At 39.5% G+C, this 14,810-nt stretch carries 12 protein-coding genes and 1 pseudogene; 1 reads left to right on the top strand and 12 read right to left on the bottom strand.

From position 1 onward, the window contains the following. Positions 1–59: 59 nt before the first annotated feature. From V7147_RS18545 to asnB, 12 genes and pseudogenes are all read right to left on the bottom strand, one after another. Positions 60–1,109, bottom strand: coding sequence for a Gfo/Idh/MocA family protein (locus tag V7147_RS18545; protein WP_335369317.1), 1,050 nt, complete (start codon positions 1,107–1,109; stop codon positions 60–62). A gap of 10 nt (positions 1,110–1,119) precedes the next feature. Continuing rightward, positions 1,120–2,148, bottom strand: a complete 1,029-nt coding sequence (locus tag V7147_RS18550; RefSeq protein ID WP_335369318.1) for a Gfo/Idh/MocA family protein — start codon at positions 2,146–2,148, stop codon at positions 1,120–1,122. Between the two features lie 26 nt (positions 2,149–2,174). After that, a complete protein-coding gene (locus V7147_RS18555; protein WP_335369319.1) occupies positions 2,175–2,900 on the bottom strand; it encodes a ThuA domain-containing protein in 726 nt (241 codons plus the stop codon). 16 nt (positions 2,901–2,916) lie between these two features. Further along, the gene (locus V7147_RS18560) at positions 2,917–3,549 is read right to left on the bottom strand and encodes a response regulator transcription factor (RefSeq protein ID WP_438824609.1); all 633 of its coding nucleotides are present in this window, start codon (positions 3,547–3,549) and stop codon (positions 2,917–2,919) included. Between the two features lie 57 nt (positions 3,550–3,606). Further along, complete coding sequence (locus tag V7147_RS18565) at positions 3,607–5,421, bottom strand: sensor histidine kinase (protein WP_335369320.1); 1,815 nt, start codon at positions 5,419–5,421, stop codon at positions 3,607–3,609. A gap of 102 nt (positions 5,422–5,523) precedes the next feature. After that, complete coding sequence (locus tag V7147_RS18570; protein ID WP_335369321.1) at positions 5,524–6,798, bottom strand: ABC transporter substrate-binding protein; 1,275 nt, start codon at positions 6,796–6,798, stop codon at positions 5,524–5,526. 64 nt (positions 6,799–6,862) lie between these two features. Further along, complete coding sequence (locus V7147_RS18575; protein WP_335369322.1) at positions 6,863–7,690, bottom strand: carbohydrate ABC transporter permease; 828 nt, start codon at positions 7,688–7,690, stop codon at positions 6,863–6,865. Then, positions 7,690–8,631, bottom strand: a complete 942-nt coding sequence (locus V7147_RS18580; protein WP_335369323.1) for a carbohydrate ABC transporter permease — start codon at positions 8,629–8,631, stop codon at positions 7,690–7,692. The genes V7147_RS18575 and V7147_RS18580 overlap by 1 nt, the downstream gene beginning before the upstream one ends. A gap of 211 nt (positions 8,632–8,842) precedes the next feature. After that, positions 8,843–10,171 (bottom strand): type I glutamate--ammonia ligase, encoded by a 1,329-nt coding sequence (glnA, locus tag V7147_RS18585; protein ID WP_335369324.1) that lies wholly within the window; start codon positions 10,169–10,171, stop codon positions 8,843–8,845. A gap of 18 nt (positions 10,172–10,189) precedes the next feature. Then, positions 10,190–11,044, bottom strand: coding sequence for a diaminopimelate epimerase (gene dapF / locus V7147_RS18590; RefSeq protein ID WP_335369325.1), 855 nt, complete (start codon positions 11,042–11,044; stop codon positions 10,190–10,192). Between the two features lie 4 nt (positions 11,045–11,048). Further along, positions 11,049–12,288: pseudogene (locus V7147_RS18595) on the bottom strand (LL-diaminopimelate aminotransferase). A gap of 15 nt (positions 12,289–12,303) precedes the next feature. Continuing rightward, positions 12,304–14,154, bottom strand: coding sequence for an asparagine synthase (glutamine-hydrolyzing) (gene asnB, locus V7147_RS18600; protein WP_335369326.1), 1,851 nt, complete (start codon positions 14,152–14,154; stop codon positions 12,304–12,306). Positions 14,155–14,421: 267 nt separating this feature from the next. Here asnB and V7147_RS18605 point away from each other — a divergent pair. Next, positions 14,422–14,810 (top strand): M20/M25/M40 family metallo-hydrolase (locus V7147_RS18605; protein ID WP_335369327.1); only part of this gene is annotated, 389 nt, incomplete at its 3' end.

Here is a 14,810-nt window from a genome sequence, read left to right on the forward strand (position 1 = left end):
GGTTATTATTTAATCAAACTCACCACATATAGCCTGAAACTTCTTCAAGCAAGACTGACTTAAATTTCATACGGCAATTTAATGCTTTCCCCTGTTTCACTACTTTTATAAATCGCATCGATGATTTTCGATACTTGTAAAGCTTGCTCTGGTTTCACGATAAGTTCATCTAATCCTATACAGCTATCAACAAAGTTTTTCGCTTGTGGAATATCTGGAGATTCCTCCCCAGGTACCCAGTCCGCAACTGTATTTAATAGCATTCCATGCTTCGCTTGATTCAGTTGAAGGGGAAATAGATCGATTCCACCCTTAAGCCCCGAAATGCTAACTCCTTCCTCATCCTTCGGAATATTTGCCGACCATGATGTTTCAAAAAGCATTGAAGCGCCGTTTTGGAATTTAATAAAGGCTGTTACATGATCATCCACATCGAAGGATTCCGAATCAAAGCTTCCCCACTGATTGACTTGGTTCGAAATTTTACTGAGGCGGTTATAGGCTGTACCCATTATCTCTACAGGCTCTGGATTTCCTAGTAACCATAAAGATAGATCTAAGAAATGACAACCCCAATCGATCAGAGTTCCTCCACCTTGCAGGTCCTTGTTGGTAAAGACGCCCCAGCCTGGAACCTTACGTCTTCTTAATGCTTTTACCCTTGCAACGATTGGGTCACCAATTTCATTTTCTAATACTAACCTTTTCGCAGCCTGTGAGTCTTTTAGAAAGCGATAATGATAGGCGATCGCCAACACTTTTCCGGAACTTTTAGCTGCATCAACCATCTTCTTACCTTCTTCTGCCGACATGGCCATTGGTTTTTCACATAAAACATGAACACCTGCCTTAAGTGCAGCAATTGAAATCTCTGCATGATACTTATTCGGGGTACAAACAACGACAGCATCAACTTCAGCAAACATTTCCTGATAGTTTGTATAGACCTTTGAAATCTGGAATTTTTCTGCAACAGTCTTTGCTTTCTCTTCACTTACATCACATATGGCTTCAATCGTGACATGCTCAGATAATTGTTGAAATGCAGGAATATGTCTTGCTTGTGCGATTCCACCAGCTCCTATTATACCAATTCTCAGCTTACTCACGTTTTCCACCTCAATCGATCGAAATTATTTTCTTCGTCTCTTTTGATTCAAGTGCTGACAAGATTACCTGTAGCGATTTCATTCCTTCTTCCCCTGTTACAGGTGGAATGGTGTCGGTAACAATGGATTGGATAAAATGTGAAATAACATGAGAATTTGTTTGCCCACCGTCTTCATTAGTTTGAATTCCACCTAATTCAAACTTCACAACCTCACCATTTTTATATTGAATAATGACGTTAGCAACAGGATCATCCTCTATCCGTAAAATCGCCTTTTCCCCGTAAAAAATCGTTGAATTATCCTCCTTTGAAACATAAGACCAACTCGCAGCTAATGTTCCGATGATGCCTGATTCTGTTCGTAAAATACACACTGCTGTATCATCTACATCCGCATTTTCCTTTGCACTTGTTTCAATAAACGACCCGACCTCTACAAACTCTTCGCCCAACAAAAAACGCAACAAGTCTGTTTTATGGACACCAAGATCACCCATTGCCCCAATAAAGGCCTCATTCTTCTTAAAAAACCAGCTTTCCTTTCCGTCCACACTCCACCCTTCCGGACCACCATGTCCAAAGGTTGTTCGGAAGCTATAGATTTTTCCTAGTACACCCTCTTCAATCAACTGTCTTGCCTTTTGATGGGAGGCTACGAATCGCTGATTATGCCCAATCATCAGCTTCTTGTTCGATTTCTTCGCCGCTTCTATCATATTCATCGCTTCTTGCTTAGAAGTAGCCATTGGTTTTTCACAAAGCACATGCTTTCCGGCTTCTAATGCTGCAATCGAAACTGGGGCATGCAAATAGTTTGGGGTACAAACACTTACTGCTTCTACCCCAGGATTTGCAAGAAGTTCTTCATAGTTTGTATAGGCTATAACGTCATACTCACTTGCGACCTTATGGACACGCTCCTCAACAATATCGCACACGGCTACAATTTCAACATTTTCATTCATTGCATATTCTGGCAGGTGACGGTGCTGGGCGATACTCCCGCAACCAATCACAGCAATTTTCACCTTACTCATCCCATTTCCTCCCTTATGTATGACTTTTATCTACTTGCCTTTATTTCCTCAAGTGGTTTCGCATTCCCATAAATCGGCTTTGGCAGCTCAGTAGGCTTTGCCCATTTGACTGCATTGCGAATCACTCGTTGAATGTCTTTATGATGGTACGTTGGGTATGTTTCATGGCCTGGACGGAAATAAAAAATTTTGCCTTTCCCTCTTTGGTACGTACAACCACTTCTAAATACCTCTCCACCTTCAAACCAACTCACCATTAACAGCTGCTCAGGTGCCGGAATATCAAAATGTTCCCCATACATTTCTTCTTTTTCGAGCTCTATATATTCCCCAAGCCCTTCGACAATCGGATGACTTGGGTCGACAATCCAAATCCTTTCTTTTTCATCCGCCTCGCGCCACTTTAAATCACAAGAGGTTCCCATCAGGACTTTGAATATTTTTGAAAAGTGACCTGAATGCAGAACAATGAGTCCCATTCCATCTAGAACCCTTTGCTTCACCTTCTCAACAATCGCATCACTCACTTCATGATGGGCAAGATGTCCCCACCACACTAAAACATCTGTCTGTAAAAGAACGTCATCTGTTAAACCGTGCTCTGGCTCATCAAGGGTTGCTGTTTTAACCTCCAATGACTCTTCTTTTAAAAAACCTGCAATTGCCCCATGAATTCCTTTCGGGTATATCTCTTGTACACGCGGATCCTTCTGCTCGTGGCGATTTTCATTCCATACCGTTACTTTTAGCATCGATTCTCCTCCAATTTCATTTAACATTTACTTTCATATTTCGATATTCATTCGGCCTTACCCCAATTAATTTCTTAAATAGTTTGCTAAAGTATTTCTCATTCTGATAGCCGACATGATTAGCAATCTCGTATATTTTCAAATGCGGATTTGCCAATAATTCTTTTGCTTTTTCCATCCGAATTTTCATTACATAATCGGTAATCGTATCATCAAACTCTTGCTTGAACTTCCTTGAAATATACTCTCTACTAAAGAAAAAACGGTCAGCTATTTCTTGGAGATTGATTTCATTTTGATAATTTTGTCTTACGAATTCTTCAATCAAATGGATGCCTGTTTTCTCTTTTTGATAGTTATTGGTCGTGACCAAAGGCTCTCGATGAAGGGCTTGCTCCTTCCATTCGTTAACAGCCTTTTCTAAAGTTTCATTTAACACGTCTGGCTCAATCGGCTTTAATATATAATCAAAGCTTTTATAAAAAATAGCATTTCTCATGTATTCAAAATCATCGTAACCGCTTACGACAATTGTTTTACTCAAAATCCCGGATTTGTTTATCCATTTCAAAAGACTGATTCCATCGGTTTTTGGCATTCTCATATCGGTAAAAATGATCTCAGGCTGATGCTCCGAAATGATTTGCATCGCCTCTTCCCCATCTTTTGCTTCAAAAATTGTTTCAATACCAAATCGTTTCCANNGTCATCTATAATGATTGCTTTCATAATTGGCACCTTTCACATCAATCGGAAGTCTCATCGTAACGAGAAGACCACCTTCCTCATTATTTTGAAGTTGTAAAGCTGCTTGGTCATGATAATAAAGCTTTAATCTAGCATATACATTCTTGAGTCCAATATTGGTTCCCTCACCCAAACTCGTTTCACTATGAAAATGTGAATAGATCTTTTGAAGTCTTTCTTCAGATACACCCGTTCCATTGTCTTTTACTTCAATGAATAACTCATTATCTTCAATCGTACATGTTAGCGCGATATTGCCAACTTCAGTCCGATCATCGAATCCATGCTTGAAATAGTTCTCAATGATTGGCTGTAGAATCATTTTTGGAACCTTCACAAATTGAGCCTTTTCATCAACATCAATGGTGAATTCTAATTGTTCTTCAAATCTTTCTTTCTGTAAAAGAAGGAACGCTTTTATATAATTAACCTCTTTTATCAGCGGAATAATGTCTTCCTCCATATTCATTCCGTATCTCATAATCTTCGAAAGCTGAGTAATTAACGAATAAATTTGTGGAACATTATTTTTAAGTGCAAGTGTCCCTATGGATTGAAGGGCATTGTATAAAAAATGTGGGTTAATTTGTGATTGAAGTACACGTAATTGATTGGTCTTGTTCTCTAATTCAAGCTTATATTCCTTATTAATGTGATGATTGATTTTTTCAATCATTTGTTTAAAGCGATTCCCTAATACCCCAATTTCATCCTCACCTAATGGTTGAAAATTCACATCCATATTTCCTTCTTCAACCTGACGGATATTATGTAAGAGGATTCGAATCGGTAATGTTATTTTAAATGAGACAAATAATGTGGCAAGCACAACCAGAATTAATCCAATGACCCCAAACAAAATGTTAATAATGGCTACGTGATTCACACTTTCATAGAGAGTGGTATATGGAATTCGTTTGACTAACATCCAGTTCCCTGAAATTTCTGGAAGCTTACTATAGACCATGACACCATGAAATGAATCATCACTCCACTCCATCGTCCCCTGTTCTTCACTTGTATGAACTAATGTTTCAATCCACGCTTTATGATCGGCCTTTTTCTCTTGATTCGATTGATAGATAAATTCTCCTTCAGCTGAAACAATATAAAATTCCTCATTTTCTTCGTTGTAAAGATTTTCACTTAATTCAAAGATTTTATCTGGTGTAATTTCCAATGTCACATAAGCTAGAACGTGATCAGACGGTGAATTGATAAAAGAACGATGAATCGATAAAACTGTTTTCGGTCGTTTGACATTCACAATGTTGTCCAAATTATTTTGGATGTGTATAGGCTCAATATACATATTACCTGGACTATTTTTAGCCTTTTCTAAGACCTCTTCGTTCCCGTTCTCTACCTTATTTGCAAAAACGACCGCTGATTGCTTTGAAATGGAGATAATTCGGTCATCATTTGAAAACGTAATATAGACTCGTTCAATATTTTCTTCCGCATATAAAATCGTTTGCAAAACATCCTTCAGAGTATCCAAGGTCGGATAATGATTTTCTTTTTGAGGAGACCTTAAATAACTCACAATATCAGGATTATTATAGAGGGAGAGCGATAATCCATTAAGCTCTCGAATATAGCTCGCAAGATTTTCCTTCCCTTGATATAAGAGACTCCTATTCTCTTGAACGACTTGATCCTTTAAAGATTCTTTAATATGGAAATATGTAATCGCAATGGACGTCCCAAATGGCACAATTGTGGTTAGGAGCAATAACACAATCAGCCTATTTCGAATACTCTTTTTAAACAAAGGGCCTCCCCTCCTAAATATATACAATAATAGTATAAAATAGAAAGCATATCTGGTATAGATATGCTTTCTAAAAAGAAGGGAATTTCCACTGATACTTAATTACTTCAGGTTATCCCATGTCTCTTGGAAACGAGCTAATAATTGATTGTAATCAATTTTTCCTGCTGCATATTCTTGGATAGCTGCTGCTTTCTCCATATTTGCTCCATCTGGCCATCTAAACCACGTCCAAGGAACGGTTTTGTCCTCCTTCGAATATTCCAGAATCGAAAGACCAAGATCACCTAATCCTGTCGGTTCGATGTTATCGAATGCCGGGATAAATGCGAATTCTTCTGTAATAAATCGCTTACCAGTTTCTGAAGACACCATCCAATTTAAGAAATCCTTTGCTTCTTGCAGATGCTTCGAATTTTTATTAAGTACCCAGTTATTTGGAACCCCTACTGGTAGACGATTTGCTGTCGCCTCATCATCCGTCATCGCAATCGGTAAGAAGCCCATGTTGATTTCAGGATTAATTTCATAAATCATGTTTTCTGTCCAGTTTCCTTGCTGTAGCATCGCTGTTTCACCAGATGCGAATAAGGTGACCTGGGTATTATAATCCGTCGTAAGTGGATTATCATTTGCATATTTTAACTCTAAATCTAGGACATTCTGAAAATCTTTAAAATGTTGATTACCAACAATTTTTTCAGTTCCTGCATAAAGTCCTTCAATAAATTTCACAGGATCATCTTGTTGTGCAAATGGGATATTCAGTAAATGCTGACCAATTACCCACCATTCTCCATAACCAGCTGAGAATGGAGTAATCCCCGCTGCTTCAAGCTTCTCTGCAGCTTCTTTTAGCTCTGAGAATGTTTTTGGAGATTCTTTAACTCCAGCTTTTTCAAATAAATCCTTGTTATACACAAATCCATAACCTTCTAAGTTAACTGGCATCCCATATAGCTTACCATCCGTATCTGTCATTGGAACTTTACCGATTGGTAACACATGCTCAACCCATGGCTCATCTGAAAGATCCGCTAAGCGCTCTTTCCAAAGCTCTAACTCCTTAAATCCACCATTGTTAAAAATATCTGGCTCATCACCTGAAGCAAATTTCGCTTTTAATGCAGCACCATAATCAGCACCACCACCAACTGTTTCAAGCTTAATCTTGATGTTTGGATGTTCCTTCTCATACTCATCAATCATCGCTTGTAGCTGATCAGCAATTTCAACCTTGAACTGCATCATGTTTAGAGTTACTGTCTCTTCTTTTGTTCCTCCATCACCCTTGCCACCTGTCTTCTCCTTATCCGAACAAGCACCAAGGATACCAATAACCAAAAACATTGATACCAACAGCAGAATGCGTTTCATTCGTAGTTCCCCCTTTACATATTTATTATAAAAATTTTTGCATTATACAAAAATTGTATAATCATTATTTAATAGATCCTGCAGCAATTCCCTTAATAATATGCCTTTGTAAAAACAAGAAGAATATGATTATTGGTGTGATTCCAAGAACTAGTGCGGCTAATCCCATATCCCATTGTTTTGTATACTGAGCAAAGAATGAGCTTGTTGCTAACGGAATCGTTCGTAGCTCTGCATCTGTTAAAACAAGGAGTGGCAGTAAATAATCATTCCAAATCCATAATGTATTTAAAATAATCACCGTCACTGTAATTGGTTTTAATAACGGAAATACAATTCTCCAAAAAACACCAAACTGCGAACAACCATCGATTCTTGCTGATTCTTCAATTTCTACGGGGACTGTCTTTACAAATCCGTGAAAAAGGAATAACGACAAAGGTACACCAAACCCAAAATACATAATCACAATCCCTGGAATACTATTCACAATCCCTAACATCCCTCCAAACTTCATCAACGGGATCATGACAGACTGGAAGGGAATTACCATCGCTGACACAAAAAAGATAAATAAGAAACTACTAAACCTGCCACCCGTTCTGACCAATTTCCATGCGGCCATGGAACTTATCACGACAATCCCAATATTACTTAAGACCGTAATAATCAACGAATTCCAAAACGCTCTCGGAAAATGAATGATGTCCCATACCTTTACAAAATTCGTAAAAAGAATTTCCTTTGGCCATGCTGCAGCATCAATTAATATCTCAGCAAATGCCTTCACAGAGTTAATAAAGACAAAGTAAAATGGGATGAGGAAAATGAGACCTAGCACAATTCCGAATATCTCTAATAGTAAGGTCCTTTTTGTATATCTACGGTTCATTATGCCTCAACCTCCTTTTTCTTCGTCATCACAACTTGAACAGTTGTAAAGATCGCCACGATTACAAAGAACAAGACTGCTTTAGCTGTACCTAGACCGAAATTATTATACTGAAAAGCTTCACGATAAATATTAATGGCAACAGACTCCGTTGAGTTAAATGGACCCCCATTTGTCAACGAGATATTAATGTCGAAAATCTTAAATGCCATCGAAATTGTTAAAAAGAAGCAAATCGTAAACGCCGGAAGAATTAATGGCATAATAATCTTCGTTAAGACCTTCCAATTCGAAGCCCCGTCTATTCGAGCAGCCTCTATATAGGATTGATCCACTCCCTGTAAGGCCGCTATATAAATAATCATCATATAACCAGCCGTTTGCCAGGCGAATACAATCACAATCCCCCAGAAAGCAGTAGCCTCATCACCTAACCATGCAAGCTTAAATATCCCAATATCGGTATATTTTCCTACCGACGCAAACCCCTTCACAAAGATGAACTGCCAGATAAACCCTAGCAAAAGTCCGCCAATCACATTTGGCATAAAAAAGACCGTTCGTAAAATATTCCTCGTCTTCAATGCGCCATTTAGTAAAAGGGCTAATCCAAATCCTATCAAATTACTAATGATAACAGCAGCAAACATAAATCTTGTCGTAAACCAGAAGGAATTGAAAAACTTCGCATCATTTGTAAAAATCTTTTTATAATTCTCAAATCCAATCCATTCTACCGCTGAGCTAATCCCATTCCAGGATGTAAATGAATAATAGATTCCCATCATAAATGGGATAATTTGAATCATCACAAAAAACAAGAGTGCAGGCCCGACAAACGCAGCAAAGGTTAACACGCTTTTCCACTTTATCTTTCGTTTGGTCCCGAGTTCTAGTCTTCGATTCAACTGTACTTCACTCTCTTCTCTCTTCGCCTCCATTTACACCACCCCCTTATTTATGAAATCGCTTTCTTTTATTATAACTGGTCAAGAGCCAGAATACAGGAAACGATATTGACTGTTAGGGGGTACTGTATTGACATCGTGGTTAATTTGGGTCTATACGTAAAAAACGCATAAAACCATAGGGACGGTCCCTATGGTTGTCAACTTGTTTTCCCACCAGTTCTTATTGGCAAAGCCCCCTAAATCACAAATATTGCTCTCGCTCCCAGTTATGGACCTGCGTACGGAACTGATTCCACTCTATTTGTTTTGCTTTTATAAAATGGTTGGTTATGTGTTCACCTAGCACACGAGTGAGTAGTTCATTATTGGCGAATGCTTCAACAGCTTCTTTTAGATTTTCGGGAAGACTTACAATGCCAATCCGTTTCTTTTCTTCTTCATTCATTTCATAGATATTTAGATTTACAGGTTCACTTAATGGGAGTTTGTTTTTGATGCCATCTAACCCTGCAGCAAGCATGACGGCTAAGGCAAGATAAGGATTGGCGGATGGATCTGGATTTCTCAATTCAATCCGTGTACTGGAACCTCTGCTAGCCGGAACACGAACGAGTGGGCTCCGGTTTTTCGCGGACCAGGCAATATAGCTTGGTGCTTCATAGCCTGGAACTAAGCGTTTGTATGAATTAATGGTTGGATTCGTGATCGCAGCAAAGCTATAAGCATGTTTAAGGATACCTGCTAAATACTGTTTGGCTGTTTCACTTAGACCTAATTCATCATTTTTATCGTAAAAGGCATTTTCCTTTCCACGGAAGAGCGACTGGTGGCAATGCATTCCTGAACCATTTACCCCAAATAGCGGCTTAGGCATAAAGGATGCGTGAAGCCCATGTTTTCTTGCGATGTTTTTTACCACGAGCTTGAAGGTCTGAATTTGGTCAGCGGCATCAACTGCATTAGAGTACTTGAAATCAATTTCATGCTGTCCAGAAGCTACCTCATGATGTGACGCCTCAATTTCAAATCCCATTTCCTCTAATGCAATCACAATATCACGTCGGCAGTTCTCACCGAGGTCAGCCGGGGCTAAATCAAAAAAACCTCCAGAATCATTCGGTTCCACAGTTGGGTTGCCATGTTCATCCGTTTTGAATAAGAAAAATTCGGGCTCTGGTCCGACATTCATGGCTGTATACCCTAATGCATTTGCTTCTTTCAATACTTTTTTCAAGATTCCACGAGGGTCACCAGGGAACGGATGATCATCTGGTGAATACACATCACATATAAGGCGTGCAATCTTGCTGTTACTTGTATCCCAAGGAAAAATGAGCCACGTATTGATGTCAGGGTATAAATACATGTCAGACTCTTCAATGCGGACAAAATCATCAATTGAAGAACCGTCAAACATGATTTGATTATCCAGCGCTTTTGATAGTTGGCTTATCGGTATTTCGACGTTTTTAATAATACCGAATAAATCTGTGAACTGTAAGCGAATATACCTTACATTTTCCGCCTTTGCGAATCGTAAGATGTCTTCCTTCGAATACAATCTTTCCATTTTACTTCCTCCTAATAATTATCTATATAAAATTGCCTGGAGGTTTATTTCACCGTGACAAATATATGCTGCCTCTCCTTTTTGCCAGATATGATTGTTTATATCCCAGGTCACCTCTAGGTCGCCTCCAGGAAGGTGAACGGTTACGGGCCGGTGTTTTGCAATTTTCCCATTTAAAATTGAAGCTACAACAGCAGCACATGCACCGGTGGCACACGCCATGGTGATGCCAGATCCTCTCTCCCACACTCTATAATCAATTTCCCCACCATCTTTTACATGGACGATTCCGACATTCACCCTTTCAGGAAAAAGCTCTGAGTGCTCGATAAGCGGTCCTACTTTCTCAAGAGGAAAGGCTTTTACATCATCTACAAAGATGATTGCGTGTGGATTTCCCATTGATACGCATGTTAGATGATATTCTTTCCCGTCAATCGTAAACGGTTGATTAATCGTAGTTGAATGTGACTCTCCTTTCATCGGGATCAGTTCCTTACGCAATTTGGGCTCCCCCATATCAACTGCAACATGATTGGTACCTGTTTGAACAGTCACATCGACGATCCCACCAAGTGTTTCAATCGAGAACGTATTTTTTTCAACAAGTAAATGATCCACAAGGAATTTTCCTACACAACGCAGCCCATTCCCACAGTTTTTTCCTTCTGAACCGTCCGCATTAAAAATTCTCATCCGAAAGTCTGCAATCTCTGAAGGCAAGATCAGGATCATCCCATCAGAGCCAATCCCGAAGTTCACATCTGAAACAGCTTTAGCGAGCGCTGAAAGCTTCTGTTCCTCTAATGGACACTCTAGTAGATTAAAAAAGATATAATTATTGCCCAAGCCATGCATTTTCGTAAATAACACGTTCTCACCTTCCTTTAAAAATAAATCTAATTCTCTTTAAACGCGTGTGAATTTCATCCATGACCCGCTGTTCTTCCTTTTCACTATCAGCCTCAAAGGTTACGGAAAACCTAACATAGTTGCCTACGTCATCCCATGGCACACTCGAAATATAGTGCTCACGGATTAGGTACTCACCAAACTCTTCCGCAGTCTTGAAGGTTGGACCTCCTTCCACTCCAATTGGTATTTCAGTGTATAGGAAAAAGGAACCCTTTGGTTTTTCCACCTTAAATCCACAGTCACAAAGAACTCGGACAAGCATTTCATGGCGGCGCGAGTATTTTTCAGCTGTTTTTATAGTGATTTCAGGATGGGATAACGCGTAGGTCGCTGCTTTTTGTATGGGAATAAATTGGCCAGAATCACTGTTATCCTTTATCATTGCAAACGCCTTGACTAGACTAGGGTGTCCGGCGATAAAACCGATTCGCCATCCCGTCATATTGAAGGATTTCGATAAGGAGTGTAACTCAACACCCACTTCCTTCGCACCTGGAACAGATAAGAAGCTAAGTGGGGCGATGCCGTCAAACACTAAAGCGCCATAGGCGGCATCATGAACAACGATAAGATTATGTTCCTTTGCAAATGCTACTACTTCTTCAAAAAATTCCCTCGTTGCCTGCGCACCTGTTGGGTTATTTGGATAGTTTAAATAAAGCAATTTTGCTCTTTTCAAGATNNTCGGTAAACTGTGGTAAAAATCCATTCTCCTCTAATAAGGGCAGCTGCACGATTTCACCCCCATAATATTTCGTGAAGGTTGCTAGAACTGGATAGCTTGGAGTTGGCATTAGTGTGATGTCGCTTGGATTTATAAAGGCTGTTGGTAGCATCGCGAGTGCTGATTTTGATCCAATTACGTGGTTGATTTCTGTATCAGGATCGAGTCCGCTCACCCCAAATACTTCATCCATGTAGCGTGCAGCAGCTTCCTTAAATTCAAAAATTCCATTATCGGAATAAAATCTGTTTTCTGGTTTAGTAGCCTCCCGCGACAAGATTTCAACAATAGCTGAGTCGGCCATCGCATCTGGTTCACCAACCCCCAAATCAATTAATTTGATATGAGGATTTTCTTTTAATGCAGCTTTTTTGGCCCTCTTTATTTTTTCAAATTTAAAAATCTCTTCTTGAAGTCCGAACGTCGGTCCTCCGATTCGATCTGCAAATAGTTGTTGTGTATAGTCTGTTAGAGTCATTGGTATCTCTCCTATTCAATCAATAATGTTCACGTGATAGAGTTCTAGCCACATATTAAGTTGAACCAAATGCGCGATAAGCTGTGGCCCTGTCATGAGCTGTCCAAACCAAGGAGCCTTAGAGGAAGTTCCATCGGATTCAATGATTTCCTTAACCTGTTGTTTCGAAACCAATTCAAGAATTGGGGAACTCTTGCGTTCAATGATGTTCGTTAACATGTCCTTTACTAGTTTCGTATATTCTGGATTGTGGGTTTTCGGATAAGGATTTTTCTTGCGGTACAAGACGGAATGAGGTAACACACCCTCTAATGCCTTTCTTAAAATTCCCTTTTCCCTTCCTTCAAGCATTTTCATCTCCCACGGAATATTCCACACATATTCAATTAATCGATGATCGGCAAATGGCACGCGGACTTCCAATCCTGCCGCCATACTCATACGGTCCTTTCGCTCTAGCAGGGTGGCCATGAACCAAACCATATTTAAATAGAACAATTCCCTACGTCGTCCCTCTATAGAACTTTCTCCTTCAAAACGTGGCACCTCCAGTAATGTAGCCCTGTATTGATCTTGCACATAGTCTCTTAGATTCAGTTTTTGTTGCCACTGAGGTAACAGAAGCAGGTGTCTTTCCGCTTCGGACTTCATCCATGGAAAATGGTCGGCTTGTAATAGCTCTTTTCGATAAAACCAAGGATACCCGCCAAAAATTTCATCCGCACATTCTCCAGACAACGCCACCGTGAAGTCTTGTTTGATTTCCTCCGAAAACCATAGAAGAGAAGAATCGATATCAGCCATCCCGGGTAAGTCTCTTGCTTTTACTGCGACTTCCAAGCGGTTAGCAAGCTGGTCATGGGTAATGATTTTTGAATGATGAACGACACCCAAATAATGAGTCATTTTTTCAATCCAAGGTCGGTCTTCATCTGACTGAAATAAGCTTGATTGGAAAAACTCACTGTTGCGCTCATAATCAATCGAATACGTATGAAGAACTCCTCTTCCGTGCTGCTTAAAATGGTTCGAGGCAATCGCACTTATTGCACTAGAGTCAAGCCCTCCCGACAATAATGTACAAACCGGAACATCTGCAACCAGCTGTCTCTCAATCGCATCCCTTACAAGAAATCTAACTTGTTCCACCGTTTCTTCTAATGAATCTGTATGTTTGCGGCTTTCCACATTCCAATAGCGATTTACTTTAATCCCATTTCGATCAAAAATAAGAAAATGAGACGGTCTTAATTCGTTTATCCCTTTAAAAACACCGTTACCTGGTGAACGGGATGGACCTAAGCCAAATACTTCTTGGAGACCTTCGCAATCGATTTCTGCTTTTTGTGACGGGTGTACCAATATAGCTTTAAGCTCTGATCCAAACAAAAGGCTACTATTTTCATGTTTATAAAATAATGGTTTCACCCCTAGCCGGTCTCTTGCCATAAAAAGCTTTTCTTGTCCGTGCTCCCATATCGCGAAGGCAAAAATGCCATTTAATTTCTCTACACAATTTTCTCGCCATTCGATGTAAGCAGTAAGAAGAACTTCCGTATCTGATTGGGATTGAAAGACATACCCACGGCTAACTAACTCTTTACGAAGTTCCTCGGTATTATAAAGCTCTCCATTATAGACCATCGTAAAAGCTTCCCCGTTCTTTGATTTCTTTGTCATCGGCTGCTCGCCTCCGGAAGGATCAACCACAATAAGCCTTGTATGACCTAGTGCAGCATGATGAACACTAAAGACATTGCAAGCATCCGGACCACGCTTTGCTAATGTTTGCGCCATCTTTTCGACAGTCGTTACCTGCCGAATTAAATCCTGTTGCCAATCAATCCATCCAGTAATTCCACACATTTGACTTCACTCTTTCATTAAGAAAATTTATAGTTTTGTTGTTGTTATTTTAAATAGTAGCATCCTAGATTCAGAAAATATTTAGACTATCCGCTACAAAGTTTGCATTTTTTTACATCAGTTTCGTTGCAAACCAAAAAACTCCAAACCATTGTGGGGAGGAGTTTTCTAATTATTTCAGCCGCCAACTTATTAATGGACTTTTCGGTAATAATACAGTTGTATTCTCCTTGAGAATAGACAGATAAAATTTTGGAGGGATTTAGCATGAAACATTTTACAGAAGAAGAAAAGATAAAGATTTTATCTGACATTATCGCAATTAAATCAGTTAATGAAAACGAAATCGAAGTGGCGAATTACTTGAAAGATTTATTTGCTGAATACGGCATAGACTCTAAAATTGTTCCGGTTACAGACACTCGTGTTAACTTAGTAGCTGAAATAGGAGTTGGGAGTCCAGTCATTGGCGTTTCTGGACATATGGATGTCGTTTCACCTGGTGATGAAAGCGAGTGGACTTCAGATCCGTTCACATTGACAGAAAGAGACGGAAAATTATACGGACGTGGAACAAATGATATGAAAGCAGGTTTAGTAAACCTTGCTTTAGTGATGATTGAACTCAAAGAAAATAATGAACTAAAAAATGGTAC

The organism is Bacillus sp. JJ1521 (genome assembly GCF_036965165.1).
Taxonomy (GTDB): Bacteria; Bacillota; Bacilli; order Bacillales; family Bacillaceae_L; genus Ferdinandcohnia.